The following is a 26,952-nucleotide window of genomic DNA, read 5'->3' as shown; positions in this document are numbered from 1 at the left end:
CGATGGCGTACGCTGTTCGGTCGTCGATACGAACGGACACGCTCGTTCGGTTCTTTCTCGTCGGCCTCACAGCGGCCGGTGTCCAGCAGACCCTCCTGTGGTCGTTCGTCGACCTCGGCGGGCTGAACTACCTCGTGGGCGCGCTCATCGCGATCGAGATCACGATCATCTTCCAGTACGTGCTCAACAACCTCTGGACGTTCCACCGCTCCCGGCACACGACACTCAGGGAGTACTTCATCGGGGTGGGGAAGACGAATCTCGTCCGCGGGTCGGCGATTCCGATTCAACTCGGTATCCTCTTCGCGCTGGTCGACTGGGGCGGACACGGATATCTCCTCTCGAACGCCGTAGCCATCGCACTGACCGGCATCTACCGGTTCGCACTCGACTCCAAGTGGACCTGGGGCTGACTACAGCGAGAGGGTGACGCGGTCACCGGTACGTGCAGACTCGTAGGCAGCCTCGGTTATCGCGGTCACCACGAGCGCGTCGCGTGCGGTCGCCGGCGGCTCGCGACCCTCGACGATAGCGTCGAGGAAGGCGCCGGCCTTGTTCCACCCGCTCTCGGGCATGTAGGGCGTCGTCGTAGTGCTGTCGCCGTCGACCTCGCGGTATCGGCGGGGCTCCCACTCCCGCCCGTCGAGGTACACCGCGCCGTCGTCGTCCCAGATGTGGATGTGTTCGCGGACGGCGGGAGCGTCCCCGAACACCGACACGGTCGCCGTCGCGCTGCCGTCGAAGCCGATGGTGAGCAGCGCCCGTGAGTCGACCCGCTCGGCGTCGTCGTGGAAGGTCATCTCGGCGTCGACCCACGCCGGTTCGAGGCCGGTCGTCCAGCAGATGGCGTCGAGGATGTGGCTCCCCGTGTCGTAGAGGAAGCCGCCGCCGGAGTAGTCGGGGTCGAGCCGCCAGGTACCACTGACGCCCTCGATCCACTGCTGGGTTATCTCGGCGGTGATAAATCGTGGCTCGGCGTCGCCCGACGCCCACCGCGTGTGAGCCTCGCGGAAGCCGGCCTCGAGGTGGCGCTGGTAACCGACCATCAGCACCTCGTCGGCCCGCTCCGCGCGGTCGGCCAGGTCCTCTGCGTGGGACAGGTCCGTCGCGAGCGGCTTCTCACAGAGGACGTGCAGGCCCCGGTCCATCGCCGCGACGACCTGCTCGTAGTGGAGGGTGTGGGGGGTCGCGACGAGGACGGCGTCCAGGTCGGCCGCGACGAGCATCCGCTCGTAGTCCCCGTAGCGATTCCTCGGCGGGATGCGCAGCTCCGTTCCCGCGTCCGTCCGCGTCTCCGCGTCCGGCTCGGTGATGGCGACCACGGTTGCCCGGTCGTCCCGGCGGAACTCCCCACCGACGGCCCGGCCGATGAACCCACACCCGACGACGCCGACGCGGACCGGTGTCGATGAACGTGTCACCCCAGAGTCGTCCGCCGGAGCGGGCATATCTCTTGCGGCGCCGGGGTCCCTGTCCCGCCGGCCGCGGGTCCGCGTGAGGAGCGTTTTTCACGCCGGCCCTTCGACGGGAGGTATGGACGATTCGGTTCGGGTGGGCGTCGACGTCGGGGGGACGTTCACCGACGTGGTCCTGGTGACGCCCGGCGGGATGACGACGGCGAAGGTGCCGACGACGAACCCGCAGCACACGGGGGTCCTCGACGGCATCGAGACGGCCTGCGAGCGGGCCGGCGTCGACCTCGCGGCCGTCGATGCCTTCCGCCACGCGACGACGGCCGCGACGAACGCGCTGCTGGAGGAACGGGTCGCCGAGACGGCGCTGGTCACCACCGCCGGGTTCGGCGACGTGCTGGCCATCGGCCGCCAGGACCGACCGACACTCTACGACCCGAGTTCGGACCGGCCGGCACCACTGGTCCCCGCCGAGCGCCGCCACGAACTCGACGAACGGGCGACGACCGACAGTATCGAACGCGCGGTCGACCCCGAGGCCGTCCGTGACCTGGCAGCCGACATCGAGGCCGAGGCAGTCGCTGTCTCGTTCCTCCACGCCTACGCCCACCCGGAGAACGAGCGCCGCACTGTCGAGATACTCCGAGAAGAACTCGATGTGCCGGTGTCGGCCAGTCACGAAGTGCTCGCGGAGTTCCGGGAGTACGAGCGCACGGCGACGACGGTGGCCGACGCCGGCCTGGCGCCGGTCATCGACGAGTACCTCGAACGGCTGTCAGCGGGCGTCGACGACCGCGGCCTGCCGGCCCCGATGGTGATGCAGTCCAACGGCGGTATCGCCGCGGTCGAGACAGTCCGGGAGAACGCCGTGACAGCGGCGCTCTCGGGCCCGGCCGCCGGTGTGGTCGGGGCCAGCGTCTTCGAACCCGACGACGCTGCGGGACTGGTCACGTTCGACATGGGCGGGACCTCCAGCGACGTCTCGCTGGTGCGCGACGGGACCGTCGAGCGGACGACCGAGGCGGACGTGGGCGGGCGCCCGGTCCGCATTCCGATGGTCGACGTCGAGACGGTCGGCGCGGGCGGCGGCTCTGTCGCCTGGGTCGACGAGGGCGGCGCACTTCGCGTCGGTCCGCAGTCGGCCGGCGCCGACCCAGGCCCGGCCTGCTACGGGAAGGGGGGCACCGACCCGACGGTGACCGACGCGGCGCTCGAACTCGGGTATCTGGGCGCCGATACGACGCTCGGGAACGGTCTCGAGCTCGACGTCGAGGCTGCGGACGAGGCGCTGGAGCGGCTCGCTGCCGACGCCGGCCTCGAGGGAGCGCTCGAAGCCGCCGAAGGAGTCTACACCGTCGCGAACGCGACGATGACCCGTGCCATCCGGAGCGTGACCGCCGAACGGGGCCACGACCCCCGCGAGTTCGCCATCGCGGCCTTCGGCGGGGCGGGGCCGATGCACGCCGCCGCGCTGGCCGACCGCCTGGGCGTCGAGCGCGTCGTGGTTCCGCGAGCCAGCGGCGTCCTCTCGGCGCTCGGCCTGCTGGCCGCCGACGAACAGCACGACGCCGCGCGAACCTACCGGACACGGCTGGACGAGGCAGACCCAGAGACCGTCGAAGACGTTCTCGGTGACCTCGCAGCCGAAGCGTTGGACGACGCGGCCGACCCCGGGGCGGCGACGGTCACCTTCCAGGCCGATTGCCGGTACGCCGGGCAGAGTTACGAGCTCGGGGTCGTCATCGAGGACTTCGACCGCGCGACGGTCGCCGCCCGGTTCCACGCCGCCCACGAGCGGGCCCACGGCTACCGCCTGGCCGAAGAGCCCGTCGAGGTGGTGACACTGCGGGCGACGGCGACCGTCGACCACGAGATGCCGCCGCTGTCGCACGCGGCGACGGCCGAAGCCCGCACCGGTCGGCGCGAGGTCCGCTTCGACGGCGCGTGGCGCGAGACGCCGGTGCTCGACTGGGCTGGGCTGTCGCCCGGCACCGAGCGGTCGGGTCCGGCCATCGTCGAGGGCGGTGAGAGCACGGTCGTCGTCCCGCCGGCGTGGTCGTTGGCCGTCGACGACCGTGGGACGCTCAGTCTGGAGGGGAACGCGTGACCACACCCGACCTCGACGCCGTGGAACTCGAGATTCTCCGTAACCAACTGGAGAGCGTCGCCGAGGAGATGGGCGAGGTGCTCGTCCGCGGCGCGTTCTCGCCGAACATCACCGAGCGCCGGGACTGCTCGACGGCGCTGTTCGACGCCGGCGGTCGGCTGGTCGCCCAGGCCGAGCACATCCCCGTCCACCTGGGCGCGATGCCAGAGACCGTCGACGCGGTTCGGGACGAGGACCCCCGTCCCGGCGACGTGTTCATCCTCAACGACCCGTTCGAGGGCGGGACCCACCTGCCGGACGTGACGCTCGTCTCGCCCGTCGCGCCCGCAGGCGAAATCGTCGGCTACGCCGTCTCGCGCGCGCACCACGCCGACGTGGGCGGGATGGCCCCCGGGAGCATGCCGGCCGGCGCACGGGATATACACCAGGAAGGTGTCCGCATCCCGCCGCTCCGGCTCGTCGCGGACGAGGAGCGCCGCGAGGACGTGTGGGCCCTGCTCGCGGCGAACGTCCGCAGCCCGGCCGAGCGCCGGGCCGACCTGCAGGCACAGGTCGCCGCCAACGACCGCGGGGCCGACCGCGTCGCGGAGCTGCTGGCCGACCACGGCGACCGCCTGCTCGCGGCGTTCGACGCCGTCCGCAAGTACTCCAGGAACCGCGTCGAGGCCGAACTGCGCGAGATTCCCGACGGCACCTACACCGCCACGGACGTCATGGAGGGCGACGGCGTCACCGACGCCGACATCCCAATCGAGGTGACGGTGACCGTCGACGGCGCCCACCTGGACGTGGACTTCGCCGGGACGGCCCCGCAGGTCGACGGGAACGTCAACGCGCCGCTATCGGTCGCCAAGAGCGCCGTCTACTACGTCGTTCGCTGCGTGACCGACCCCGACGTCCCGCCGAATCAGGGCTGTTACGACCCGGTGTCGGTCCACGCCCCGCCGGGGTCGCTGCTGAACCCGAAGCCGCCGGCAGCCGTCGTCGGCGGCAACGTCGAGACGAGCCAGCGCGTCACCGACGTGGTGTTCCGGGCACTCGCCGACGCCGCCCCCGAGCGTGTCCCGGCGGCCGGGCAGGGGACGATGAACAACCTCGTCGTCGGCGGCCCGTCGTTCAGCTACTACGAGACCATCGGCGGTGGGATGGGTGCGACCAGCGAGGCCGACGGCCCCTCGGGCATCCAGGTCGGGATGACCAACACGCTGAACACGCCAGTCGAAGCCCTGGAAGCCGCCTACCCGCTGCGCGTCGCGGAGTACAGCCTCCGAGACGGGAGCGGCGGAGACGGGCGACACCGCGGCGGCGACGGCCTGATACGCGAGCTCACCGTCGAGACCGACGCGACAGTCTCCCTGTTGACCGAGCGCCGCCGCCACGCGCCCTGGGGACTCGCGGGCGGGGCGGACGGCGCCACGGGTCGGAACTACGTCGACGGGACGGAAGTCGGCGCGAAGGTGACCAGGGACGTCGAGGCCGGGACGACCGTCCGCGTCGAGACGCCCGGTGGTGGTGGATACGGGGACGTGAACGAGGACGACGACTCGTGAGCGGGACGTCGAGCCGGGGTGCTAATCCGGTATCTGAGTGGTGAGAGATACGGCCGTATCCGTGCACAACCAGTGATAGCAGTATATCCCCTCAGGAGGTGTTAGTACGCTGAGGTTATTGCAATGGCAACAGAACAAGCAGCGCCAGAAGCCGGTGTCCGAGCAGCGTCCGACCGATTCTACGAGGCACTGGAACAGATGGCCAACGGTGACGCGAGCGCGATGGCAGACGCGTGGTCGCACGCGGACGACGTGACGACGATGCACCCCATCGGCGGCCGAGAGGTCGGCTGGGACGAGGTCAAAGAGCCCTGGGGGTCTATCGCGGACATCTCGACGGACGGGACCATCAGTCGAAGCGACCAGGTCCTTCGCGTCTTCGGCGATATCGCGTACGAACTCGCGACGGAGAACGTGTCCATGACGCTCGCAGACACCCCGGTCGAGGGCGAGTACCGGGCGACCAACGTCTATCGCCTGGAAGACGGTGAGTGGAAGATGGTCCACCACCACAGCGACCTGAGCGAGCCGTTCGTCGAGATCCTCGAGGGATTGAACGCGAGCGCCTGATAGAACGGCTCAGTCCTGTTCGAGCGGTATATTCGGCCGGACTGGGACTGCGGTTTTAATACAGGTAGTACGCCGATAGCGGAGTCGCGCCACCCCCGGACGATGGCGCCGAGACGTCCGACCGCCCGCCAGGAATCGAAACCCCTAAAGACAACAGCGCGGAACGATAGGGTGAGCCGAGGTAGCCTAGCCTGGCCAAGGCGGTTGCTTCGAGAGCAACTGTCCTCACGGACTCAGGAGTTCAAATCTCCTCCTCGGCGCTTCTGTCGACGCGAACCGACGAGCAGTACGACCGCCTCATGTGTCGACGATGTCGTTCTTCTCGCCGTTCTCGAGTTCCGGGAGGAGCGGTGACTCCGACTCCTCGCCCATCCCGGTCGTCACGACGAGGCGCATCCCGCGCCGGACGCTCATGTCGATCTTGTGGACCTCGTCCTCCGGGAGGTAGAGGAGTCGGCCAGCCGTCGGGTTGGGGCTGTGGGGGAGGAACACGGCGTAGAGTTCCTCCTCGGCGACGGCTTCCATCGAAGGCGGCGCGTCCCCGGTGACGAGGCCGATGGCGTAGACGCCCTCGCGCGGGTACTCGACGAGGGCGACCCCGTCGTAGTTCGTCTTCCGCTCGACGAGCGATGTCGCCACCTGTCGGACGCTGGCGTAGATGGTGTTGACCAGCGGGATGATGTTGACCACGCGGCCGATGTTCCCGAACAGGTGCTGGCCGATGCTCCGCTGGGCGAGATAACCGAGCGTCGTGATTGCCAGGAGGATGAGGACGGCGGCCAGCACCTGGGCGGCGACTTCGATGTTCGCCGTGTACTGTGTCAGCCGCGTCCCCTCGACGATCGGGTTGAGGAAGATGAGCGACCAGTTGACCAGCACCCGGAGGACCAACACCGTCACGACCAGCGGTGTAATCAGGATCAATCCGGAGAGGAAACTGTTCTTGAGCGCGTCGGATAGCTTCATACCGGAGGCCAAAGAGCGGACCGAACTTATCTCTTCGACGCGCTCGGGTGCCGGAGGCCCGTCACACGCCGGCGACGAAGAAGATGAGGACGCTGACGGCCATCACCGCGAGGATGAACGCCGCGGCCAGCGCACCGCCCAGCGAGACCATCGCGTTGGCCGTCGAGGCGAGCGTCTCCGTGCGGTCGTTCCCGAAGACGGTCACCTCGGCCGTCTCGCTGGCCATCCCCGCCTCGACCGGTTCGAGGTCGGCGACGGCGCGGTCGACCAGGTTGTCGACGATGGCGAAGAGCTCCTGCGGGGGAAGGGCCTGCCCGACCTGGTTCTCGGCCTCGACGGTGTTGACGATGTGAGTGTCGCTGGTCATCACCTCCACCAGGTCGACGCCATCGACCGCCTCGACGATGCGGTCGCGCAGGCCCGGTTCCATGTTGTTGCCGTCGATGAGGACGTAGGCGGTGGTCTGGCCACCGACCTCGAAGACACAGACCCGGATACCGAGCGGGCCGATGCCGTCCGCGGGACCCCACGGCGTCTCGTCCCAGGCGACACCACAGCGGAGCGTCCCCGTCTCGGCGTCCGAGAGGATATCGCCCAGTCGGCCCGCGCCGTATATCATGTCGAACGAGCGCTGGCTCCCTGGGACGACGTGGCCCAGGTCCTCGCCCTCCAGGCCGTCGTTGCTGTTGTGTGCGTCAACCAGCAGGACGTCGTCCAGGCCGCCCGAGCGGGCCTCCGACATCGCCGAGAGGCCGACCGCGTACGCGACGTCGTCGGCGAAGCCGGGCGCGTACGTGGTGACGACGAAGGCGTCGTCACCGAACGAGTGGCCGGTCAGCGTCGCCTCGCCCTCGGTCAGTCTGTGGCCGGTCGTCGCCTCGTCGGAGTACTCGATAGTCTCGTGGGCCGCCGTGGCCGTCTCGAGGATGGTATCGACTTCCTTCTCGGTGACGAGGTTGAAATCGTGGCCGGCGGTCGCGTGGGGCGGGAAGGCGAGCCCGTCGGCGTCGTCGGCGACCCGTTTGGGGAGGTTGCCCCCGCCGATTTCGCCCATCGGCCCCGGGTGAATCATCGGGAGGACGAAACGAGCCTTCTCGTCGCCGTCCGACCGGCGGACCGAGAGGACCGTCACCGGGACGAGCGCCTCCTCGCCGATGTCCTCGAAGAACGCCTCCAGTTCGTCCGAGCCCTCGGCGATGTGGCCGATGAACCCCCTGAGGAAGTCAAGGGCCGAGACGCCCAGCGACGACCGCCACGGCTGGTCGATGACGACGAGGAACACCCAGACGGCCAGCGCGTAGAACGCACAGATGACCGCGAGCAGGACGAAGTCCGCGGGAATCAGTCCCTGAATCTCCGGTGGGGCCTGTTCGGCGCGGGCCAGCGTCTCCCGGAGCATCGGGTTGTCCAGGATGAACGCCGTCGCACCGCTGTAGATGGCCAGCAGTCCCGCAGCGGCGACCGTCTGGACGCTCGCCGGGACGACCGCCTGCAGCAGCGAGTGGCGCGAGACCGCCATCAGGATGAGCAGCCGGAACGCGAAGATAGAGGCCAGCGCGACCAGTAGCGTGTCGAAGACGAAGTTCTGGCCGAGCTGGGGACTGATGAGAGCGATAACGCCTGCGACAGTGAGGAACGCGATGGTGATGAGCTCACAGATGAGCGCGAGCAGCGACGCGCGGTTAGGCGTCAACTGCCCGCCGAAGCGACGGTCGACCCACGGCGTGATGGCACCGGCGATCGCCGTCGGGATGCCGATGTAGAACACCCCCTGCCAGGCGTCGTCGAGGACGAACCGGGAGTCGAAGGCGGCGATACCGGTAAACGCGGCGATAAGCAGGGCGAACGTGAGGCTCGAGTACCAGTTCGGCGCCCGGAAGATGAACCGGGAGAGACTGGCGAGGTTCCCCTGTGTGGCCGTCATATGTCAACCGTCACTTGTCTCAGTACCGTTAAAATCGTTCGGCTGCGTCTGACGCACCTCACTGCCGGGCGACCGACTGCCGGTCACAGACCGAGATGAAGTTCTCGAAGACCGCCTCGCCCTCTTCGGTGTGGGCGACCTCGGGGTGCCACTGGACGCCGTAGATGTTCTCGTCGGCGTTGCTCATCGCCTCGACGCCACAGATATCGGACGTCGCGGTCCGCTCGAACCCGTCTGGAACCTCTTTGACCTCGTCTGCGTGGCTCGCCCAGACGCGCGTCTCGGGGTAGAGCGAGCCGACGAGCGGGTCCGACTCGTCGAGAATCTCGACGGTGACGTCGGCGTAGCCGCCGTAGTCCCCGTTACCGACGCGCCCGCCCAGCTCCTGTGCGATGATCTGCATCCCGAGGCAGATACCGAAGACCGGGATATCCAGGTCCAGGTACTCGGCACAGTTGCCGATGTCGTCGATGTCCGGTCCGCCGGAGAGGACGACGCCGTCGGCGTCGATGTCCGCGGCCGGCGTCGTGTTGTCAAGCAGTTCTACGTCGACACCCATGTCGCGAAGCGCACGCTGTTCGAGGTGCGTGAACTGCCCGTGGTTGTCGATGACGGCGATTCGGGTCATTGTTCACGGCAACGCTATCGCCGCCTATATATTTCCTGATACGGTCGGCTCAGCGAGCGAAGAGGTCGCCCCATCGCTGTTTCTCGACCCAGGAGGCGGTCTGCAGTTCGATCTCGACGACGTTGCCGCCGGTGTCGGAGGTGCCGAAGGTGACGTCGCCGCCGTAGCTCTCGACCACCCAGGTGACGAGCCAGAGCCCGACCCCTTTCGAGTGGTGCAGCGGCGTCTCGGTGCCCTCCGAGAAGACGTCGAGCTCCGTCTCGGGGATGGTCGGGCCGTCGTCGGTGACCCGGATACAGGCGGTCTGTCCGCACCGTTCGACGGCGACGGTGAGCGACGGCGTCCCCTCGTTGTGGACGATGGCGTTCTCGACGAGGTTGTCGAGCACCGTCCCGAGCAACCAGTCGGCGTGGACCACGAGCTCGTCGGGACAGTCGAGTTCGACGGTCGCTTCGGGGTAGGCCCGCCGGACGGCGTCGACCCGTTCGCGGATGTGGGGGACCACGTCGACGGGGCGCTGTGAGCGGCGGTCGGCCGCCAGCGCGACGTCTATCTGTCGGGCCTTCTCGGTCGTCGTCGTCATGTCGTCTATCGTCTCTCTGAGCCGGTCGACGTGTTCGGTGGCCTCGCCGGAGGTCGTCCGTTCGAGCTGTGTCAGGTGGCCAAGCGCGACGTTGAGGTCGTTTCGCATGTCGTGTCTGAGCACGCGGTTGAGCACGTCGTTGCTCTGTGAGAGGCGACGGGCCGACCGGCGAAGTTCCAGGTGGGCGCCGACGAGGAAGCCGACGAACCCACCGATAGCGACGCTACTGGCGAGCAGTCCAGGGACGTAGCGGACGATTGTGACGTCTGATAAGAGGACCGCGACGTTGACGAGCGTCAGGACGGCGATGCCGAACCCGCCCCACTCGGCGACGGTCCACACCTCCTCGCCGTCCAGTCCGCTCCGGGGGAGCCAGTAGTTGGCCCCGACGAGCGTGAGGGCCGGCACCAGGCCGGAACAGACGACGGCGAGGGCGTACACGCCGACCTGCAGCGCGAGGACGGCGTGCACGAGCAACACGAGAGACAGAACCACCCCCGTGCCCACGACGTAGCCCATCCCGAGGGAGCGCTTCGACACCTCCAGATGCTTCACGAGTGGCTACCTGTTTCCGGAGGGGTGACTTAGTGTTTGCAGTTGAGGCTATCAAATCCGATAATCGGTGCGGTGCCGTCAGGAGTCGTCGTATCGGTCGGCCGCCGACTCGAACCCCAGTTCTGACTGTTCTCTGGTCCGCCGGCCCTCGCGCTCGGCGACGGCTTCCGGGTCCGGGGCCACGTCGTCGTCGATTCGCGCCCAGGACCCGTGGACCTTGGCGTGACACCACCGGCAGAGGAAGACCGTTATCTCGTGGTCGAGGCCGTCCTCGCTCGACCTCTCGCGGTACGAGAGGTGATGCTCTTCGAGCAGCGGCCGCTCGTCGGAGTGTGCCATCCGTCGCTCGGTCAGCCCGCAGCGAACGCACGCCCGGTCGTGCTTACGACAGCGGAAGTGCGGGCAGTCGGCCCAGTCCCACTCCGCACCGTCGGGGTCACCGTCCGGCCCCACGGCGGCCGGGCAGCGGAACCCGTCGGCACTGCGTGCGTTCGCGAACTCGGGGTCGTGCTGGCCGTGTTCCCGCGCCCAGCGGCACTTCCCCTCGTCGGTCACGAAGTCACACCGGTCGACGTACTCGTAGGGGTCGTCGACGCCGACGGAGGTCCCACCGGGCGCTTTCTCCATGGGCGACGCTCCGAGGGCGACGGTAATCAATCTGTTCGCTGGTCCTCGGGGACGAGCAGCGACTCGGGGGCTTCCGGCAGTCGGAGGGTCACGAGGGCGCCACGGGGCTCTCGGTCGGAGATGCTCACCTCGCCACCGAGGCTCCTGACCAGCCAGTAGATGGACCAGAGGCCGATACCGCTCCCGTGCTGGAGGCTCGTCTCCGTCTCGGCCGAGAGCGGCGCGCGCTCCCGTTCGGGGATACCCGGTCCGGTGTCGGCGACGTCGACGACGACGTAGTCGCCTTCGTGTCGCACGTCGAGGCTGACGTACGCCTCCACCTCGTCGGGTGTCTGTTCGTAGCCGTGAACGACAGCGTTCTCGACGGTCTCTCTGATCGCGATGCCGAGTCGCTGGTCGCCGGCGGCGATGGCCGACCTCGGTGCATCGAGTCGGATGTCGCAGTCCGGATACTCGCGGCCGATACGCCGCTGCTGTTCCCGGAGCAGGTCGACGACGTCGACGACGCCGGCGTCTTCACCGCCACGGAGCACGTTCGTCACGTCGCGGGCCTTCTCGCTCAGCCGTTCGAGCCGGCGGGCCCGCTCGACGATCCGGCTGGCCGCCGTCAGGTTCTCCGGGTCGTCGAGTTCCCGCATGAGGAGGTCACCCCGGCCCTCGATGACGTTGACCGTGTTTCGGATGTCGTGTCTGAGGACGCGCTCCAGGACCGCGAGCTGTTGCTCACGTTGCTTCCGGTCGGTCACGTCCGCGATGGCGATCATGTGGCCGGAGACTGATTCGTCGGTGTCGTTGATGGGGGCAGCCCAGAGACTGACGTCGACGAGCGCGCCGTCACTGCGCTGGCGCTGGGTCTCCACGCCGTCGATGACCTGCCCCTCGTCGACCCGCTGTTTGTGTCGGCGGAACTCCGCTCGCCGGTCGTCGGGCACCAGCGGGTACGGCTCGCCGAGAATCTCCTCGGCCGACCACCCGAACAGCCGCTCGGCCCCGTTCGACCACGTCTGGACGTCACCGTCGCTGTCGATGGCGATGACTGCCACCGGAGAGGCCTCGACGACAGCGCTGAGACGGTTCTCGGCGCGGGCGCTCCGAGCGCGTTCGCGTTCCCGGCTGACGTCGTAGACGCCGGTGAGCAGACCACCCACCGCGCCCGTCCCCGCAACCCACCCGGTGACGAGCCAGGGGTCGGCCAGCGTGACGCCGTGGGCCCGCTGGTAGCCGACGACCACCAGGGCCAGGGCCGTGATGGGCGCCGAACCCGCCAGCGACCAGGCGACGACGCGTTTGACGCCGGCCGGGTCGTAGTCGCTCGTCGCGAGCCAGCCGGCGCCCACGACCAGCGGGAGACTGAGACAGAAGAGCGCAGCACCGGTAACGAGCCGCCACTGTGCAGCGGCTTCGGAGTTGAGTAGCTGGACGACGGTCACGAGGCCGACGGCGATACCGGGGACGAGCAACACCAATCCGCCGAGCCATCTCCACTGTACGCCCGTCACCCATTTCGAGCGACTCAAGGCCCTACGTCTCACACCGGACAGCCATGTCATCAGTGGAAGAACCAGACCCACCCGCATTAAACAGGGGACGGATTCCCAGCGGATAGGAATCCGTAACCGTTGGCCCGTCGGGCAGAACACCTAACACCGCCTCGCCCCAGGCGAAGAGCATGCGCATCGTCCACGAGCCCGAGGGCGCGGCCCGGCCGCTGGCGACCGACGTCGAGCGCGCCGAGTCGATGCTCCAGCAGAGCCGCGGGCTGATGTTCCGCCGGTCGATCCCCGACGACTACGGGCTCGTCTTCCCGTTCGACCGCGTCGGCCGGCGGTCTATCCACATGCTGTTCGTCCGCTTTCCCATCGACGTGGTGTGGATTGCCGACGAGGAAGTAACGAGGGTCGAGACGATGTCTCCCTGGCGCTCGTTCGGGTGGGCGAAGGCCGACACCGTGCTGGAACTGCCCGCGGGAGCGGCCGAAGGGGTGGCGGTCGGGGACACCGTCGTCGTCGAGTCGTGACTGCGGCGCGTATCCGTCACTTTTTATAGTGTGAGCGTGTCACGTCAGAGTACAATGTCGGAACACCCGACGGAGGATAGAGGAAGTCGCCGCCAGGCGACTGGGTGCGAAATTCGCCCGCAAGAGTGACGGAAGTGAATCTTCTGTGAGCCAGCACACATTGTTCGGGGACCACCCAGCGACGCGTCCCCTCGAAGACGTCGGCGAGGTACAGTTTCTGGATACGACGCTGCGCGACGGCGAGCAGGCCCCCGGCGTCTCGCTGACGCCGGACGACAAGGCCCGTATCGCCCGCAAGCTCGACGCCGCCGGCATCGACTTCATCGAGGCCGGCAGCGCCTGCACCGGGCCCGGCGAGCGCGAGACCATCTCGCGGGTCGCCGAACTCGACCTGGACGCGTCCGTGACCAGCTTCTGTCGTGGCATCCGGAACGACATCGACCTCGCACTGGAGTGTGGCGTCGACGGCATCGACCTCGTCGTCCCGGCCAGCGACAAGCACGTCGAGCAGAAGGTCGGTACCTCGAAGGCAGACAACGTCGAGAACACCGTGGAACTCGTCGAGTACGCGACGGACCACGGCCTGTGGGTCGAGGTCATCGGCGAGGACGGGTCGCGCGCAGACCTCGACTACCTCGAAGAGCTGCTCGGCGCGGCGCTCGACGCCGGCGCGGACCGAATCTGCTGGGCCGACACGGTGGGCCACGCCACCCCGGACCGCGCGCTGGAGAGCGTCTCCCGACTCGCCGAGCTCGGCCCCGTGAGCACCCACACACACGACGACCTGGGGCTCGCAGTCATGAACGCGTTGACCTCGGTCGCCGCGGGCGCCGACATGGTCCACGGCACCATCAACGGCATCGGCGAGCGGGCCGGCAACGTCGCACTCGAAGAGGTCGCCATCGCGCTCTCGCACGGGTACGGCGTCGAGACGATGGACCTGACCGAAGTGTACGACCTCGCCGAGCTCATCGCCAACCGGACCGGCATCCCGCTGGCCCCGAACAAGGCAGTCGTCGGCCAGAACGCCTTCACCCACGAGTCGGGCATCCACACCGACGGCACGCTCAAGGACGACTCGATGTACGAACCGTACCCACCCGAGAAGGTGGGCCGCGAGCGCCGCCTCGCGCTCGGCAAGCACGCGGGCCGTGCCGGCGTGAAAGCCGCGCTGGACGAGCACGACGTCGAAGTCACCGACGACCAGCTCGCACAGGTCGTCACGCGCGTCAAGGAGATCGGCGACCGGGGCAAGCGCGTCACGGACGCGGACCTGCTCACCATCGCCGACGACGTCACCGGCCAGGAGAAGGACCGTCGCGTCGAGCTGCTCGGGTTGACGGCCGTCTCCGGCTCCGACACCCCGACCGCGAGCGTCCGGCTCTCGGTCGACGGCGAGGAGCGCAAGGAGGCCTCCGTCGGGTCCGGCCCGGTCGACGCCGCGATGAACGCCACCGAGACGGCGCTGTCCCACGCCGCTGACGCGACGCTGGAGGACTACCACGTCGACGCCATCACCGGCGGCACGGACGCTATCGTCACCGTCGAGATAGAGATGTCTCGGGGCGACGACCACGTCGCCGTCTCGGCCAGCGACTCGGACATCACGCGCGCGTCGGTGCGGGCGATGGTCGACGCGATGGACCGCCTGATGGCCGACGAGGACGAACCGCTGGTCGCCGACGACTGAGCACTGGCCCCTTCCCTGATACGTTCGGTAATCCGTAATTATAAGACAAGTGCCAAGAAGGGGTGCGTCGTGGATCGTTGTATGAGTATCGAACAGCCGGTTCAGAGTGCCGTATCAGTCATGCAGGTTCCACCGCTCCAGTTCGGCGGTGGCTTCATCGAGCTCGCCGTCTTCTTTCTGCTGCTCGCACTCGTCGCGGCGGTCCTCGGAGCGCGTGGTGTCGCCGGACTGAGCATGAAAATCGCGAAGTGGCTCGTCATCATCTTCATCGTGCTCGCCGTCGTCTCGTTCCTACTCTGAGGGCGCACCCGGCAACGGAGCAGGCGTCCCGGCACCGCTGCGTTCGGAGGGAGACAGGGACCCGTGTCTCGGCGACCACGTCACCGGACGGCGACCGATGACGAGGTGCTCAGCGTTCGGTGACGCTGAGGACTTTGCCGGCGGCGATGGTCTGACCCATGTCGCGGATGGCGAAGGAGCCCAGTTCCGGAATCTCCGACGACGGCTCGACACTGAGTGGCTTCTGCGGACGAATCGTGACGACCGCGGCATCCCCGTTCTCGATGAAATCCGGGTTCTCTTCTTCGACCTCGCCGGAGGCTGGGTCGAGCTTCTGGTCCAGCGACTCGAACGTACAGGCGACCTGTGCGGTGTGGGCGTGGAAGACCGGCGTGTAGCCCGGCGTGATGACCGACGGGTGTTGCATCACGACGATCTGGGCCTGGAACGTCTCGGCGACCGACGGCGGGTCGTCGGCGGGGCCACAGACGTCGCCCCGGCGGATGTCGTCCTTGCCGACGCCACGGACGTTGAACCCGACGTTGTCGCCGGGGCCGGCCTGCGGGACCTCCTCGTGGTGCATCTCGATGGTCTTGACCTCACCAGCGACGTCAGACGGCTGGAACGAGACGTTGTCGCCGGTGTTGAGGATACCCGTCTCGACGCGACCGACAGGGACGGTCCCGATGCCGGAGATAGTGTAGACGTCCTGTATCGGCAGCCGCAGGGGGGCGTCCGTCGGCGGCTGTGGCTCGGGCAGGTCGTTCAGCGTCTCCAGGAGCGTCTTCCCGTCGTACCACGGCGTGTTCTCGGACGGTTCGGCGATGTTGTCACCCTCGAACGCCGAGATCGGCAGGAAGGAGGCGTCCTCGGTCGCGAACCGGACCTGGTTCAGCAGTTCCTTGACTTCCTCGACGACCTCCCGGAACCGGTCCTCGTCGTAGTTGACCATGTCCATCTTGTTGACGGCGACGACGAGTTCCTCGATACCCAGCGTCCGCGAGAGGAAGACGTGCTCGCGGGTCTGTGGCTGGACCCCGTCGTCGGCCGCGACGACGAGGACGGCGTGGTCGGCCTGGCTCGCGCCAGTGATCATGTTCTTCACGAAGTCGCGGTGGCCGGGCGTGTCCACGATAGTGAAGTAGTACGTGTCCGTGTCGAACTTCTGGTGGGCGATGTCGATCGTCAGTCCGCGTTCGCGTTCCTCGGCGAGGTTGTCCATGACGTAGGCGAACTCGAAGCCGCCCTTGCCCTTCTCTTCGGCTTCCTCACGGTGCTGCTCGATGATGTGCTCGGGGATGCTTCCCGTCTCGAAGAGGAGTCGTCCGACGAGCGTGCTCTTCCCGTGGTCGACGTGACCGATGATGGCCAGGTTCTGGTGTGGTTTGTTCTCACTCATAGGTAACTGTCGTTCGCTCGACGACGAACGTCACCACTACGATAATTCATTTCAATCTACAATAAAACATACTGCAGCACCCGAACCGACCCGTCTCACCGAACGGCTGGGCCGTCAGAGTCCCGGGTCGACTACTTGAAACCGCGACTCTCGACGTGGTACTCGAACACCGTCTCCATCCCCGAGACGAGGGCGTCGAGGTCCACGCTGTCGGCCTCGGCCTTTCGGTCACGGACCGCGCGGTACCGGTCGGCCCAGCGGTCGCGGAACACCTGTTCGATGCGCTGGTCCTTGATGCGGTCGATGACCGCCTCTTTCTGTTCGGGGGTTCCCGAGAGCTCGTCGGGCGTGACGATGCCCTCCTGCAGGGCGAGGACGACGATGCCGGCGGTGAAGTCGTCCTCCCTGACCTCGCGCTCCCAGGTCGTGAGCCAGTTGCCGATGCGGGCCATCTCCTGGAGGTCCCAGAGGATGTCGCGGAGCGTCCCGTAGTCGGCGAGGTCAAAGGTCGGCGAGTACATCAGGTCGACGTCGGCGTACGGGAACATGACCATGTTGTGCGCGTCGTAGCGCTCGGCGCCGTTCAGGTTCGCGATTCTGGGGTTCTCGTTGACGACGGCGCTGTAGTCCATCGCGTTCAGCGTCTGTTTGCTGTCGTAGGCGAAGACGTCCTCGAACTCCTCGCGGCGGGGAGCGTCTTCGAGCCCCACAGTGAACTCCGCCCAGAGCCGTTCGATGAACGTGAAGTACGCCTCGTCGACGGTGGCCCGTTCGGGGTCGACGGTCGAGGGGGCCTGCACGAGGCGACGGGCCTCCTCGAAGGTCTCACGGTCCCCGTGGTTCTCGACCAGGTCGTCGAGGACAGTGACGTACATCGTCAGTACCATCTTCTGCGTGCGCACGTGCTCGGCGTGGTGGGAGTCGACCGACGAGAGCGTGAACTCGGGGAACAGCGAGTAGATCCACCGCCAGAGGAAGCGGTCGCGCTCGCCACAGACCCGGTCGTACTCGTCGACGAGTTCCCGCACGCGGTCGGGCAGCGTCACTCGCTGAATCCGGTCGAAGAACTCCGGGCTCTCGGCGCGTCGGCTGTCGGTGCTCATCTTCCGAGCCCCCTGTCGACAGGCGACCCGCGACGGCGGATACCCCGCTGGTAATCCACTAGTACCGTCCGTTTGAGTACTGGTAATGCCGTGTTAAAACGCGACACTACGCTGTCGTGAACGACAGGTGGCAGACGTCCCAGCACATCGCTTGCGCATCCCATGTCTGCTCCTGTCGGCTTCCGACGTAAGGGGATTCGTACGATATCCAGACCAGTGACAATCAGATACGTGCCAACTCGTAACAGAGTCACTGTAGATACGTACCAGTTTGAAGTTCGGTAAGATACTCATACTGAGTCGAAGAAAGAGGGTCAGCGGCGAACTCGAGAGGACCCAATTCGGCAGCCCTCGCAGTGCGGGCGTCTCGATTGGTAACACGCGATTACTCCGCTGCGAGAACGACTACAGAACGTGAGACGGGAACTCAGGCACGAACTTCGGCCGACAGTCGGTCTGCCTGAGGCGGCGTCACCCGAACGGCGTGGTCGCTCTGTACCTCGACGCGACAGCCCGCCATCGGGAAGGCGACCATCCCCTCCCGCGCCGACCCGTCTCCGGTGGGCGTGAACAGCCGGTCGAGGGCGTCGGGGTCGACAGCGTCGTAGACCCGGGCGTCCAGGTCGAGGGGGTCGACGTCCTTGACGTCCGCGACGGCACGGACGACGGTGTCAGAGAGCGTTTCGTTCGGTGAGGGTCGGTAGACGAGTGTAGTATCGGTCATTCGTAATTCGACGTTCTCACGTACCGAGGATACCGAAAAACAGATTCCGGCTAATCAGATTCAGCGCGCCGACCGGTGGCCGTATACGTATAGCTCCCGGCCGGAGCGTCTCTCAGACGTCGTCGAAGAGGAGTTCGAGGAGCTTGCGCTCGCTCACCCGCAGGTGCCGATTGACCGTCGGCTGGGAGACGTCGAGCATCGCGGCGACGTCCTGGCCGGTGCTCTTGCGCGGCCAGTCGAAGAAGCCGCTCAGGTACGACGTCCGCAGCACCTCGAGTTGTCGGTCGGTCAGGCGCTCTTCGAGCGACGCGCGGATGCCGTCGTGTGCCCGGTGCGGGACGGTCTTCTCGCGCCGCGCGACGAGTTGCGTGTCGGGATACCGGCGGCGGAGTCGTTCGATGAACTCCCTGACGTCGACGTCCGTCGTCAGGTGGAGCGTCACCTCGATGCCGGCCGACGTCGCCTCGAGCGACGAGAGGTTCGCCGCGAGCTCGTTCAGCGTCCCGGCCACCGTCGGCCCGTCCACGATGAGCTCGTAGCGGCCGGTCTCGCCGTCCACCGAGAGGTCGGTGACGGAGTCGACGCTGACCATCGACGCGATGGTCTCGACCACGTCGACGTCCGGGGCCCCGTCGACCTCGATGAACAACCGCGTCGAGTCGTCGTCGTGTGGCACGGCCCCGTCGCAGGTGACGGTGACGCCCAGCGAATCGGCGAGCTGGGCGAGCAGGGCGTCGGTCTCACCGAGCGAGAGTTCGAGCTCGAGGACGGTGTCGGCCGCGTCCCGCTTCCGGGACTCGACGTCCCGGATGGCGTTCGCGATGGTCTCGCCGAGTTCGGCGAACACCGACTGGAGCATCTCGCGGAAGCCGTCCGAGCGGTCGGCGTAGACGGTCAGCACACCGTAGACGAACTCGTCGTACTGCAGGGGGACGCTGATGGCCGACTGGTAGTCCCGGGAGATGGCCTCCGTCCGCCACGCGCCGTCGCGGAGGCTATCACCGATGGCCGGCACCACCGTCATCTGCGCCGAACGGGCCGTGCGCACGGCGGGCGGACCGTCCTCTGGGCCGATTGTGAGGTCGATGCTGTCCAGATAGCTCGCGGAGTCTCCGGCCCAGGAACGCGCCACGAGGGTCGAGGCGTCCTGGCGGCCGATCCACGCGAGCGAGAACAGTTCGGACGCCGCCAGCTGGTCACAGACGGCCTGTTCGATGGCTTCGACCGTCTCGGCCTCGACCAGCACCCGGTCGATGCGCCTGATGATGGCGTTGACCTCCTTGAGCTGGCGCAGTTCCCGGTTCTGGCTCCGTCGCTCGGACTCGCGTTGCCTGAGCGTCACCTCGCGGTCGACCCGCGCCAGTGCGGCCTCGGCGCTGGCGGCGAGGAGTTCGACCATCTCGCGGAGACGCGGTTCGAGTTCCTCGTCGGTCCGGACGAGGAAGACGCCGTGGTCGTCGAGCGGGAGCGCGATACCCGGCCACTCGGGCGTCGATAGCCCATCGCTGAGGGGTCTCTCTGTACCCGTGCCGAAGGAAATCTGTTCGTTGTCGACGAACGCGTCCCAGATGAGACCGCTGTCGGGCGTGACGAGTCGGGCTCGGGTCCGGTCACCGTCGCTCGCGCCCGACAGCGCCGTCTGTCGGAGGACGTTCTCGCCGGGGTGAAAGAGGTACATCGAGGCCGCCGGCAGGTCGAGGACGTCCGTCGCCGTCCCGACGATGTGCTCCGCCACCTCGGATTTGGTCTTGGCCTGGAGCAGATAGCGGGTCGCGTCGTGGAGCGCCGCGAGCGTCTGTTCGAGCTGACGCCGGTCGGAGATGTCGCGGACGACGCCCACCTGTCTGAACCGGCCGTCGTCGAGGTCGTACGTCGTGAACCGCGTCTCGACGGGAATCGTCCCCCCGTTCGCCGTCGTCAGTTCCGTGGTCATCGTCCCCACCTCACGGTCCCCGAACTGCATCTGCTCGGCCAGCGTCGCCGCCTCCTCGAGCGTGGACTCGTCGGCCAGTATCATCGCGCTCTCGCCGACGAGGTCCGCGGTCGAGTGCCCGGTCATCGACTCGACGGCGCTGTTGACCGTCTGGATGGTGAACGACTCGTCGAGCGTGTAGACGCCGTCTTCGATGGTCTCGACGATGCGTTCGTACTGTTCGAGCATCTGCTCGTGTTCCTGCCGGTCGGTCACGTCGTGGACGACGCCGAAGTAGAACAGCTCGTCGTCCCAGCGCTGCTCGTCGAAGGCCAGCTCCACCCAGCCGCCTCCGCCCGCCCCGTCGCTGCGCGAGACGAGGTACTCGCCGGTGTCAGTGTGACAGTGCTCCTCGATGGCCGTCTGTGACACCCCCGGAAAGAGCCATCCCACCGGTTCGCCGACGAGCACGGACGACGACAGGCCGACCAGGTCTGCGAGGCGGTCGTTCGCGACCGCGATGTGCAGGTCCGAATCGACGACGACGACCGGTTCGGGGACCCGGGCCGCGAGCGTCTCCAGTAGGACCGGCGGCGACTCGCGCGCCGCCGCTGATTGCTCACTGTCGTCCGTATCGCTATCGCCATCCTGTGGTGGCCCCCCGGCCGACTTCTCCATACACGGCATCGGGCGCTCGGGGTGGAAAGCCTGACTTCAGTATAGTTACCAGATGTGTCCCAGGTACGGCAAAATAACGCTCGGAATACCCTCCGATAACCGTCAGATACGTCCTGTCACTCAGCGATACGAACCACATCCTCGAGTCCCCAGACGTCGTACTCGGGGTCGACATCGAGGTCGGCGTCGACGCGGTGGGGCCGCCGGATGAACGCGGCGTCGATACCCGCGCGGTGGGCCGCCTCGACGTCGGACTCGTTGTCACCGACGAACAGCGCGTCGTCGACGCCGAGGTCGTCGAGCGCCGCCTCGACGTAGTGGGGGTGTGGTTTCTTCAGTCGGAGACTCTCGATGGTCGGCTCGCGAGCGCGGACGGTCTCGAACCGGGAGGCGAGGCCGAAGTGGTCGAACGCGAAGTCCACGGTCGCCTGCTGGTTCGACGAGACGACGCCGAGGGGGACCGAGAGGGCATCGAGGCGGTCGATGTCGTCGTAGGGGTGCTTCTCGCCCGCCGTCATCGCGGCGCGCTGGGCGGCCGAGATGGCGGCGTCCCTCGCTCGCCAGAACCGCGCCGGGTCGACGTCGTAGTGGGCACACACCGACTCGAGTCGAGGCACCGACACGCCGATACTCATCGCCTCGACGTGGTCCGGGTCGGGCGCGTCCACGCCGACACGGGCGAAGGCCTCGCGGGCGCCGTCCCGGTGGGCGTCCATCCCGGTCAGCGTCAAGAGGACGCCGTCGTTGTCGAAGATGACCGAGTCGTAACTCATTGGAGATAGGTCGGGGACGGACGGTCGAGAGTCTTTCTCATCGCGCCGGTGCCACCCTATACTCCGAACTCCTCGCTCCCGCCGGTGTCGAACTGGTCGGGCGACCGCCCGGCGGCGTCGATGACCTCGTCGGAGACGACGATGGGGCAGTCCACGCGGAGACCGAGGGCGATGCCATCGGAGGGGCGGGCGTCGAAGACAATCTCCTTGCGTCCCGACTCCAGATACTGCTCGGTGTCGATCTTGGCGTAGAACGTGCCGTCGGCCAGGTCGTCGATGCGAACCTGGTCGATGGCGCCGCCGAACTCCGCGACCATCTCGACGAGCAGGTCGTGGGTCAGCGGCCGCTCGAACGGTTCGCCGTCGATGGCGAGTTGCATCGACTGGGCCTGGTCCGTGCTGACGAAGATGGGGATAATCTCTCCCCGTGCGCGCAGAAGCACAACCGGCGTTCCGGTCCCCTCGTCGCTGACGCCGACGCCGACTCCCTGGACCGTGGCCTCGTGTTCCATGAGCGATACGTTGGGCGCGCGGGTATGAAAATCTACCCCGCGGGATGTTTAGTCGCCGGCCGCCAATGCCCGACTGTGAGCGACGACGGGTATCTGGTCCGGGTGAAGCCCTCGGCGCGGAAGGTCAGCGCACCCGCGGGCCGGTGGGTGAACCGCCACGGTCCGCGACGGGTCTTCGAGACGAAGGCACTGGCCCGGGAGTGGGCGCGAGCGTGTCGCGGACCGACGGCACCGGTCTGGCTGCAGGACGCCCCGCCCTGGGCCGACGACGAGGCCGACGGCTACCTCGTCGGTCGCACCCGAGAGCGCGCGCGAACGCGAGCGACCGGGAGCCAGCAGACGTTGGCCGATACCGAGCGATAGCCGCCCGGTCAACCCCAGTTAACCCGGATTAAATCTGCGTTTAGAGTGGCTAATTCGGCCAAATTCGAGTTGATTCGCGTTTCGTGCTTTCCCCCTTCATATCCCACCAGTCCACAGGGTCGAGTGGAGTCAACGCACGATGCAACTCACGAAACTCACTGGCGCGCTGCTCGCCGTGCTCCTCGTCACGGGCTCGGCGGCGGCGCTGCCTGCGGCCGCAGGCGCACAGGCTTCCGACAACGCAGCCGCGAGCGACGACGCGACGGCCGCGCAGGCGGACGACGTGAACGAGACGGCAGCTGACGCTGCCGAGACCGACGACGCGTCCGAGGCTGAGGACGATGACGACGCCGCGACAGAGGCCGACGCCGACCGGCGCGGTCCGCCCGCCGACGTAGGTGCTGCCGACGCGGCCGGTGAACGCGGCCCGCCAACCTCGATGCCCGAACAGGTGCCCGACTTCGTCGGCGAGATTCACGAGACCATCGGCCAGCACATCGCCGGCACGCTCGAGGGCGACCTGGGCCAGCAGATCAGCGACCTGACGCCGGGCGACGAGTCCGACGAGGACGCTGAAGACACGCAGGACGCTGAAGACACGCAGGACGCTGAAGACACGCAGGACGCTGAAGACACGCAGGACGCTGAAGACACGCAGGACGCTGAAGACACCCAGAACACCGAGAGCGACACCGACGACAGCGAGCAGTAACACTGCCCTCCACGGAAGCGACTGGTCCCGCTGACGCACGCGCAAGCGCGGTGCTTTTTGCCGTCCGTTCCTGAGGGTACGTATGGACGATACCGCCGAGTCAAGCGTCCGCCCCGAGGACTCGGTCGCGGCCGACCGGACGACCGAGGACCTCCTCGCGGGCGACGAGGAGTCGACGTCGCTCCTCGGCGGCGACGGCATGAGCCGGTGGCAGGCCGCGAAGTACGTCACCCCGTTCCTCCTCATCGGGCTCTTCGACCTGGTGCTGTTGCTCGGCTGGGGGCTCGACCCGCTGTGGGGCTTCATGATTCTCCCGCCGATTCTGTTCGTCTCGGTCCTGGGATGGATCGCCTTCCGGACCGGGTTCGCGAGCGACCGGACGGGCGAACCGTAGCCGCCGGCAGGGAGTCCGACGAGCGACACACAGTCACACAGCGAGCACTGCGGCTGGCTGATGTATCACGACTGAGTGAAAACGCACCGTCGCACAGTGCCGCGTGGGTGCGACGGAGTCGCTATTCCTCGGCGAAGAGGTCGTCGACCGCCGACCGGGCCGCCAGCGCCGCGTCGTCCGCGACTTGTTGCTCGTCGAGTCGACTCTCCGGAGCGTTGACGTAGACGGCGACGTCGAGGACGGCGTCCTCGAACGTGACCGTCACGTCGAGGTCGTCGACCTCGCTCTTTCCGTATCGGGAGAAGACGACGGATTCGGCGGCTTCGGCGGCCGCCTCGACGACCTCGTCGTCTGTCGGCATCGCCTTACGCGCCTGCGCCGGGGCCGCCAGCGGGGCCGCCACCGAGCATCTGCTGGAGCTCGCCCTGCAGGTCCTCGAACTGCTCCTGGACGCGCTGCTCCTGCTTCTCGAGGGTCTCGACGCGGACCTCGAGGTTGCTGACCTTCTCTTCTAAGTCGTCGCGGGCCTCGTCGAACTCCGTCTTGACGAGCAGCTCGCCGACCTCGCGGTACATCGTCGTGTCCTCGTCGATGTCGTCGAGCTCGTCGAGCGCCGTCTCGGACTCCTTCAGCTGCGACTCGGCCTGCTGCTTCTGTGTCGCGACCTGCTGTGCGGTCTCCTGAAGGTCCTGCAGTTCTTCGAGCTTCTCCTGTGCTTCCGGCGGAAGGTTACCCTGCATACTCCGAGGGTCGGGGTCCGGACTGTTAAACCCACGCTTTCGGTGCTATCGTTCGGACGAACTCAGCCCATCACCCTGCCACAGTTCGCGGCTGTCCTACCCCGTCACTTCCCCCACCGCACGCTCCCGCAGCTCCCCCGTCAGGTGCATCCCGTGCTGGTCCATCCGGCGGATGATGCGCTTCGCCGCCGTCGGCGAGAGCGAGTCGTCCTCGACGGCCGCACGGACGACGACGCCGAAACTGCTGGTGACCGCCGAGCCGAGTCCCTGGGCCATTCGCCGGACGGTCCGGTCCTCGGAGACCACGGCGACCGCCGACCGGTCGTCGGGGTCGCGGTGGGCCAGCACGCCGGCGAGGACGGTGACCGCTGGCCCCAGTTGCTTCTCGCCCAGCAGGGACCGCGCCTGCTCGACGGCCGCGTCGTCGACGGCCGTGTCGACGGGGTCGCTCTCGAGGAACTCCGCTAAGTTCGTCGCCGTCGGTTCGATAGCCACCTCGTCGATGATGGGTTCCGGGACGACGACGTCGCCCTCGAACGCACCCAGCAGTGAGAGCTCGCCCACCTGCCCGAGCTTGTACAGCGAGGTGGGCCCGACGTAGATGCGGGTCACAGTTCCGCCGCCGTGTCGGCGTCCAGTTCGAGGTCAGACAGCGTCAGCTGCGTGGTGAGGTTGCGCTCGCGGGCGACGTCGAGCCACTCGGCGACCGACAGGTCCGCGATGCGGGCCGCTTCCGCGGCCGAGACGTCGCCGGACTGGTAGCGCTCGACGGCCACGCGGATACGCAGCGTCTCGAGGCCCTCCGCCAGCGCCTTCCGGATGGTCGTCGACCGGTCCTCCGAGAGCAGTGCCGCCACGTCGTCGAGTTCCGCCTTCTCCTCGCTGGGGAGCCGTGCACTGATTGTCGGCATGTATTCGAAGTATTACAATGCATACGCACTTGAAACTACGGGCCGGAGCCGCCCGCTGGCCCGACACGCCAACGATTAACCCGGTGGGCACACGAGGAACCGATCATGAAGACGGAAGCCGAGGCCTTCGTCCCCGGGCACGTGACCGGCTTTTTCACCGTGGACCGGGGCGAGGACCCGACGGAGACGGGGTCGCGTGGGGGCGGACTGGCGCTCTCCGACGGCGTCCGGGTGACCATCCGCCCGGCCGAGGAGACACGTATCGAACTCGATGGAGAGCGGGTGGGGATGGACGCCGTGGAACGAGTGCTCGACGCTCTCGGAGCAACCGCGCGCGTGACCGCAACCACGGATCTGCCGCTGGGGGCGGGCTTCGGCGTCTCCGGCGCCATGGCACTGGGGACGGCGCTCGCGGGCAACGCCGCCTTCGACCGGCGACTCTCTTACAACGAGCTGGTGACCGTCGCCCACGGCGCGGAGGTCCAGGCTGGAACCGGCCTGGGCGACGTCGTCGGGCAGTCCCGAGGGGGTATTCCGCTCCGCCTGGAACCCGGTGCGCCGGGCCACAACTACGTCGACGCGATCCCCGACCGGGCACGCATCGAGTACCACACGCTCGGCGAGCTCTCGACAGCCGACGTGGTCGACGGCGAGACGGCGGAACTGAGTGGGGCCGGCGAACGGGCGCTCTCGCAGGTCGTCAAGGAACCGACCCTCGAATCGTTCATGCGCGCGTCCCGGCAGTTTTCCAGGGAGGCCGACCTGCTCACGCCGGCGGTGTGGGACGTCGTCACCGACGTCAACGAGGCGGGCGGCGACGCCGCGATGGCGATGCTCGGCGAGACGGTCTTCGCGCTCGGGACCGGTCTCACCGACGCTGGGTACGACGCGAACGTCTGTGAAGTGGACCCGGCGGGCGCGACGGTCGAACCCGACCGCTGACCGACGGGCTTTCTACCCTCGACCGGCGAACGGGTCGTATGAGCGACGAGGTCGAGGTTCCCGAGAGCCACCCACGGTACGAGTCGCTGCTGACCCGCCACCGCATCGAGGCCGGGGTCGACCGCGGCATCACCTCCCGGCAGGGGCTCATCGCCCAGGGCCGCGGAGAGGCCTACGACTACCTGCTCGGCGAACGGACGCTCGAGAGCGCCGACCGGGCGGAGCGTGCGGCGGCTGCCTATCTCCTGAGCGCCGAGCACGCCGTCATCTCGGTCAACGGCAACGCCGCAGCGCTGGTCCCCGGTGAACTGGTCGAACTGGCCGAGGTCACCGGCGCGGATCTGGAGGTGAACCTGTTCAACCGGACCGAGGAACGCATCGAGGCCATCGCCGAGTACCTCCGCGAACACGGCGCGACCGCGGTGAAGGGACTGACCGCAGACGGCGCCATCCCCGGCCTCGACCACGAGCGCGCGAAGGTGGACGCCGACGGCATCGAGGCCGCCGACGTGGTCCTCGTTCCGCTGGAGGACGGCGACCGCGCCGAAGCGCTCGGCGCGATGGGCAAGACGGAGCTCGTCGTCGACCTGAACCCGCTCAGTCGGTCGGCACAGGTCGCGACGGTCCCGATAATCGACAACATCGTCCGCGCCATCCCCGGCATCACCGCCCACGCAAGAGCGTTGGCGGACGATCCCGAGGCACAGGACGCGGCCATCGCGGCCTTCGACGCCGACGAGGCACTGGCCGACGCCGAACGGGCCATCCGAACGGGCGGAGACCAGTAGCCTGACGGCCGGTCGTCGACCCTCGTTCTCACTGGGATTCGCATCATCGGGTAGCAGCCCGAATCTGCGGCAGGCTCCTCCACGACCCGGCCG

29 protein-coding genes and 1 tRNA gene are annotated in these 26,952 nt (G+C 67.7%); 13 read left to right on the top strand and 17 right to left on the bottom strand.

Annotation, left to right across the window (positions count from 1 at the left end):
* The first annotated feature begins 2 nt into the window (after window positions 1–2).
* The gene (locus tag P1L41_RS08285; RefSeq protein ID WP_276298388.1) at window positions 3–413 is read left to right on the top strand and encodes a GtrA family protein; all 411 of its coding nucleotides are present in this window, start codon (window positions 3–5) and stop codon (window positions 411–413) included.
* Here the strand turns inward: P1L41_RS08285 and P1L41_RS08280 are convergent, their stop codons facing one another.
* Window positions 414–1,448, bottom strand: coding sequence for a Gfo/Idh/MocA family protein (locus P1L41_RS08280; protein ID WP_379788672.1), 1,035 nt, complete (start codon window positions 1,446–1,448; stop codon window positions 414–416).
* An 85-nt stretch (window positions 1,449–1,533) separates the two neighbouring features.
* On the opposite strand from P1L41_RS08280, the gene P1L41_RS08275 reads away from it, so the two are divergent.
* The 4 genes from P1L41_RS08275 (at window position 1,534) to P1L41_RS08260 (ending at window position 5,899) form a co-directional block, all read left to right on the top strand.
* Entirely contained in the window at window positions 1,534–3,519 is a 1,986-nt protein-coding gene (locus tag P1L41_RS08275) for a hydantoinase/oxoprolinase family protein (protein ID WP_276298386.1), read from the top strand.
* Window positions 3,516–5,069, top strand: a complete 1,554-nt coding sequence (locus P1L41_RS08270) for a hydantoinase B/oxoprolinase family protein (RefSeq protein WP_276298385.1) — start codon at window positions 3,516–3,518, stop codon at window positions 5,067–5,069. Before P1L41_RS08275 ends, P1L41_RS08270 begins: the two co-directional genes overlap by 4 nt.
* Window positions 5,070–5,192: 123 nt before the next feature.
* Window positions 5,193–5,639: a YybH family protein gene (locus P1L41_RS08265; RefSeq protein WP_276298384.1), complete on the top strand. Its 447-nt coding sequence runs from the start codon at window positions 5,193–5,195 to the stop codon at window positions 5,637–5,639.
* A gap of 175 nt (window positions 5,640–5,814) precedes the next feature.
* Window positions 5,815–5,899: transfer RNA gene (locus tag P1L41_RS08260), tRNA-Ser, on the top strand.
* Window positions 5,900–5,936: 37 nt separating this feature from the next.
* On the opposite strand, the gene P1L41_RS08255 is transcribed toward P1L41_RS08260, so the two are convergent.
* The 6 genes from P1L41_RS08255 to P1L41_RS08230 all read right to left on the bottom strand — a co-directional run bounded on the left by P1L41_RS08255 (window position 5,937) and on the right by P1L41_RS08230 (window position 12,439).
* On the bottom strand, window positions 5,937–6,605 hold the full coding sequence (locus P1L41_RS08255; RefSeq protein ID WP_276298383.1) for a DUF502 domain-containing protein: 669 nt from the start codon (window positions 6,603–6,605) through the stop codon (window positions 5,937–5,939).
* A 61-nt stretch (window positions 6,606–6,666) separates the two neighbouring features.
* On the bottom strand, window positions 6,667–8,529 hold the full coding sequence (locus tag P1L41_RS08250) for a DUF2070 family protein (protein ID WP_276298382.1): 1,863 nt from the start codon (window positions 8,527–8,529) through the stop codon (window positions 6,667–6,669).
* Window positions 8,530–8,587: 58 nt separating this feature from the next.
* The gene (locus P1L41_RS08245; RefSeq protein ID WP_276298381.1) at window positions 8,588–9,157 is read right to left on the bottom strand and encodes a GMP synthase subunit A; all 570 of its coding nucleotides are present in this window, start codon (window positions 9,155–9,157) and stop codon (window positions 8,588–8,590) included.
* A gap of 49 nt (window positions 9,158–9,206) precedes the next feature.
* Complete coding sequence (locus tag P1L41_RS08240; protein WP_276298380.1) at window positions 9,207–10,280, bottom strand: ATP-binding protein; 1,074 nt, start codon at window positions 10,278–10,280, stop codon at window positions 9,207–9,209.
* Between the two features lie 93 nt (window positions 10,281–10,373).
* Window positions 10,374–10,922 (bottom strand): DUF7097 family protein, encoded by a 549-nt coding sequence (locus P1L41_RS08235; RefSeq protein WP_276298379.1) that lies wholly within the window; start codon window positions 10,920–10,922, stop codon window positions 10,374–10,376.
* 26 nt (window positions 10,923–10,948) lie between these two features.
* On the bottom strand, window positions 10,949–12,439 hold the full coding sequence (locus P1L41_RS08230; protein WP_276298378.1) for a PAS domain S-box protein: 1,491 nt from the start codon (window positions 12,437–12,439) through the stop codon (window positions 10,949–10,951).
* A gap of 152 nt (window positions 12,440–12,591) precedes the next feature.
* Between P1L41_RS08230 and P1L41_RS08225 the strand changes: the two genes are divergently transcribed.
* The 3 genes from P1L41_RS08225 (at window position 12,592) to P1L41_RS08215 (ending at window position 14,929) form a co-directional block, all read left to right on the top strand.
* Window positions 12,592–12,939 (top strand): DUF192 domain-containing protein, encoded by a 348-nt coding sequence (locus tag P1L41_RS08225; protein ID WP_276298377.1) that lies wholly within the window; start codon window positions 12,592–12,594, stop codon window positions 12,937–12,939.
* Window positions 12,940–13,084: 145 nt separating this feature from the next.
* Window positions 13,085–14,629 carry a (R)-citramalate synthase gene (locus P1L41_RS08220; RefSeq protein WP_276298376.1) on the top strand — a complete coding sequence of 515 codons (1,545 nt, stop codon included), beginning with the start codon at window positions 13,085–13,087 and terminating at the stop codon, window positions 14,627–14,629.
* 81 nt (window positions 14,630–14,710) lie between these two features.
* Entirely contained in the window at window positions 14,711–14,929 is a 219-nt protein-coding gene (locus P1L41_RS08215) for a DUF1328 family protein (RefSeq protein ID WP_276298375.1), read from the top strand.
* A 109-nt stretch (window positions 14,930–15,038) separates the two neighbouring features.
* Here the strand turns inward: P1L41_RS08215 and tuf are convergent, their stop codons facing one another.
* The 6 genes from tuf to P1L41_RS08185 all read right to left on the bottom strand — a co-directional run bounded on the left by tuf (window position 15,039) and on the right by P1L41_RS08185 (window position 22,009).
* Window positions 15,039–16,307 carry a translation elongation factor EF-1 subunit alpha gene (gene tuf, locus P1L41_RS08210; RefSeq protein WP_276298374.1) on the bottom strand — a complete coding sequence of 423 codons (1,269 nt, stop codon included), beginning with the start codon at window positions 16,305–16,307 and terminating at the stop codon, window positions 15,039–15,041.
* A gap of 131 nt (window positions 16,308–16,438) precedes the next feature.
* Complete coding sequence (locus P1L41_RS08205) at window positions 16,439–17,410, bottom strand: terpene synthase family protein (RefSeq protein WP_276298373.1); 972 nt, start codon at window positions 17,408–17,410, stop codon at window positions 16,439–16,441.
* A 427-nt stretch (window positions 17,411–17,837) separates the two neighbouring features.
* A complete protein-coding gene (locus P1L41_RS08200; RefSeq protein WP_276298372.1) occupies window positions 17,838–18,134 on the bottom strand; it encodes a HalOD1 output domain-containing protein in 297 nt (98 codons plus the stop codon).
* 112 nt (window positions 18,135–18,246) lie between these two features.
* Window positions 18,247–20,724 carry a bacterio-opsin activator domain-containing protein gene (locus P1L41_RS08195; RefSeq protein ID WP_276298371.1) on the bottom strand — a complete coding sequence of 826 codons (2,478 nt, stop codon included), beginning with the start codon at window positions 20,722–20,724 and terminating at the stop codon, window positions 18,247–18,249.
* Window positions 20,725–20,840: 116 nt separating this feature from the next.
* Window positions 20,841–21,497 (bottom strand): HAD family hydrolase, encoded by a 657-nt coding sequence (locus P1L41_RS08190; RefSeq protein WP_276298370.1) that lies wholly within the window; start codon window positions 21,495–21,497, stop codon window positions 20,841–20,843.
* A gap of 56 nt (window positions 21,498–21,553) precedes the next feature.
* Window positions 21,554–22,009: a bifunctional nuclease family protein gene (locus tag P1L41_RS08185; RefSeq protein ID WP_276298369.1), complete on the bottom strand. Its 456-nt coding sequence runs from the start codon at window positions 22,007–22,009 to the stop codon at window positions 21,554–21,556.
* A gap of 75 nt (window positions 22,010–22,084) precedes the next feature.
* Here P1L41_RS08185 and P1L41_RS08180 point away from each other — a divergent pair, with 75 nt between their 5' ends.
* The 3 genes from P1L41_RS08180 (at window position 22,085) to P1L41_RS08170 (ending at window position 23,478) form a co-directional block, all read left to right on the top strand.
* On the top strand, window positions 22,085–22,372 hold the full coding sequence (locus tag P1L41_RS08180) for a DUF8081 domain-containing protein (RefSeq protein ID WP_276298368.1): 288 nt from the start codon (window positions 22,085–22,087) through the stop codon (window positions 22,370–22,372).
* 139 nt (window positions 22,373–22,511) lie between these two features.
* Complete coding sequence (locus tag P1L41_RS08175; protein WP_276298367.1) at window positions 22,512–23,084, top strand: hypothetical protein; 573 nt, start codon at window positions 22,512–22,514, stop codon at window positions 23,082–23,084.
* Between the two features lie 82 nt (window positions 23,085–23,166).
* Complete coding sequence (locus P1L41_RS08170) at window positions 23,167–23,478, top strand: DUF8142 family protein (RefSeq protein WP_276298366.1); 312 nt, start codon at window positions 23,167–23,169, stop codon at window positions 23,476–23,478.
* 121 nt (window positions 23,479–23,599) lie between these two features.
* Here P1L41_RS08170 and P1L41_RS08165 read toward each other — a convergent pair whose 3' ends face one another.
* The 4 genes from P1L41_RS08165 to P1L41_RS08150 form a co-directional block, all read right to left on the bottom strand.
* Window positions 23,600–23,839, bottom strand: coding sequence for a DUF3194 domain-containing protein (locus P1L41_RS08165; RefSeq protein WP_276298365.1), 240 nt, complete (start codon window positions 23,837–23,839; stop codon window positions 23,600–23,602).
* 4 nt (window positions 23,840–23,843) lie between these two features.
* On the bottom strand, window positions 23,844–24,218 hold the full coding sequence (locus tag P1L41_RS08160; protein ID WP_276298364.1) for a prefoldin subunit beta: 375 nt from the start codon (window positions 24,216–24,218) through the stop codon (window positions 23,844–23,846).
* Between the two features lie 96 nt (window positions 24,219–24,314).
* Complete coding sequence (locus tag P1L41_RS08155; RefSeq protein ID WP_276298363.1) at window positions 24,315–24,830, bottom strand: PIN domain-containing protein; 516 nt, start codon at window positions 24,828–24,830, stop codon at window positions 24,315–24,317.
* On the bottom strand, window positions 24,827–25,129 hold the full coding sequence (locus P1L41_RS08150) for a UPF0175 family protein (protein ID WP_276298362.1): 303 nt from the start codon (window positions 25,127–25,129) through the stop codon (window positions 24,827–24,829). Before P1L41_RS08150 ends, P1L41_RS08155 begins: the two co-directional genes overlap by 4 nt.
* Before the next feature lie 105 nt (window positions 25,130–25,234).
* On the opposite strand from P1L41_RS08150, the gene P1L41_RS08145 reads away from it, so the two are divergent.
* Window positions 25,235–26,071, top strand: a complete 837-nt coding sequence (locus P1L41_RS08145; protein WP_276298361.1) for a pantoate kinase — start codon at window positions 25,235–25,237, stop codon at window positions 26,069–26,071.
* 38 nt (window positions 26,072–26,109) lie between these two features.
* Window positions 26,110–26,859, top strand: coding sequence for a 4-phosphopantoate--beta-alanine ligase (locus tag P1L41_RS08140; protein ID WP_276298360.1), 750 nt, complete (start codon window positions 26,110–26,112; stop codon window positions 26,857–26,859).
* The last annotated feature ends 93 nt before the right edge of the window (window positions 26,860–26,952 follow it).

Source organism: Haloarcula ordinaria (genome assembly GCF_029338275.1).
In the GTDB taxonomy this organism is placed as follows: Archaea; Halobacteriota; Halobacteria; order Halobacteriales; family Haloarculaceae; genus Haloarcula; species Haloarcula ordinaria.
This window is presented reverse-complemented; position numbering and strand designations above follow the sequence as displayed.

Bases quoted from the DNA above. Each gene is read 5' to 3' on its own strand.
- P1L41_RS08285 (WP_276298388.1), top strand. From the start codon at position 3: ATGGCGTACGCTGTTCGGTCGTCGATACGAACGGACACGCTCGTTCGG.
- P1L41_RS08280 (WP_379788672.1), bottom strand. From the start codon at position 1,448: ATGCCCGCTCCGGCGGACGACTCTGGGGTGACACGTTCATCGACACCG.
- P1L41_RS08275 (WP_276298386.1), top strand. From the start codon at position 1,534: ATGGACGATTCGGTTCGGGTGGGCGTCGACGTCGGGGGGACGTTCACC.
- P1L41_RS08265 (WP_276298384.1), top strand. From the start codon at position 5,193: ATGGCAACAGAACAAGCAGCGCCAGAAGCCGGTGTCCGAGCAGCGTCC.
- P1L41_RS08255 (WP_276298383.1), bottom strand. From the start codon at position 6,605: ATGAAGCTATCCGACGCGCTCAAGAACAGTTTCCTCTCCGGATTGATC.
- P1L41_RS08250 (WP_276298382.1), bottom strand. From the start codon at position 8,529: ATGACGGCCACACAGGGGAACCTCGCCAGTCTCTCCCGGTTCATCTTC.
- P1L41_RS08245 (WP_276298381.1), bottom strand. From the start codon at position 9,157: ATGACCCGAATCGCCGTCATCGACAACCACGGGCAGTTCACGCACCTC.
- P1L41_RS08235 (WP_276298379.1), bottom strand. From the start codon at position 10,922: ATGGAGAAAGCGCCCGGTGGGACCTCCGTCGGCGTCGACGACCCCTAC.
- P1L41_RS08225 (WP_276298377.1), top strand. From the start codon at position 12,592: ATGCGCATCGTCCACGAGCCCGAGGGCGCGGCCCGGCCGCTGGCGACC.
- P1L41_RS08215 (WP_276298375.1), top strand. From the start codon at position 14,711: ATGAGTATCGAACAGCCGGTTCAGAGTGCCGTATCAGTCATGCAGGTT.
- tuf (WP_276298374.1), bottom strand. From the start codon at position 16,307: ATGAGTGAGAACAAACCACACCAGAACCTGGCCATCATCGGTCACGTC.
- P1L41_RS08205 (WP_276298373.1), bottom strand. From the start codon at position 17,410: ATGAGCACCGACAGCCGACGCGCCGAGAGCCCGGAGTTCTTCGACCGG.
- P1L41_RS08200 (WP_276298372.1), bottom strand. From the start codon at position 18,134: ATGACCGATACTACACTCGTCTACCGACCCTCACCGAACGAAACGCTC.
- P1L41_RS08195 (WP_276298371.1), bottom strand. From the start codon at position 20,724: ATGGAGAAGTCGGCCGGGGGGCCACCACAGGATGGCGATAGCGATACG.
- P1L41_RS08190 (WP_276298370.1), bottom strand. From the start codon at position 21,497: ATGAGTTACGACTCGGTCATCTTCGACAACGACGGCGTCCTCTTGACG.
- P1L41_RS08185 (WP_276298369.1), bottom strand. From the start codon at position 22,009: ATGGAACACGAGGCCACGGTCCAGGGAGTCGGCGTCGGCGTCAGCGAC.
- P1L41_RS08175 (WP_276298367.1), top strand. From the start codon at position 22,512: ATGCAACTCACGAAACTCACTGGCGCGCTGCTCGCCGTGCTCCTCGTC.
- P1L41_RS08170 (WP_276298366.1), top strand. From the start codon at position 23,167: ATGGACGATACCGCCGAGTCAAGCGTCCGCCCCGAGGACTCGGTCGCG.
- P1L41_RS08165 (WP_276298365.1), bottom strand. From the start codon at position 23,839: ATGCCGACAGACGACGAGGTCGTCGAGGCGGCCGCCGAAGCCGCCGAA.
- P1L41_RS08160 (WP_276298364.1), bottom strand. From the start codon at position 24,218: ATGCAGGGTAACCTTCCGCCGGAAGCACAGGAGAAGCTCGAAGAACTG.
- P1L41_RS08150 (WP_276298362.1), bottom strand. From the start codon at position 25,129: ATGCCGACAATCAGTGCACGGCTCCCCAGCGAGGAGAAGGCGGAACTC.
- P1L41_RS08145 (WP_276298361.1), top strand. From the start codon at position 25,235: ATGAAGACGGAAGCCGAGGCCTTCGTCCCCGGGCACGTGACCGGCTTT.
- P1L41_RS08140 (WP_276298360.1), top strand. From the start codon at position 26,110: ATGAGCGACGAGGTCGAGGTTCCCGAGAGCCACCCACGGTACGAGTCG.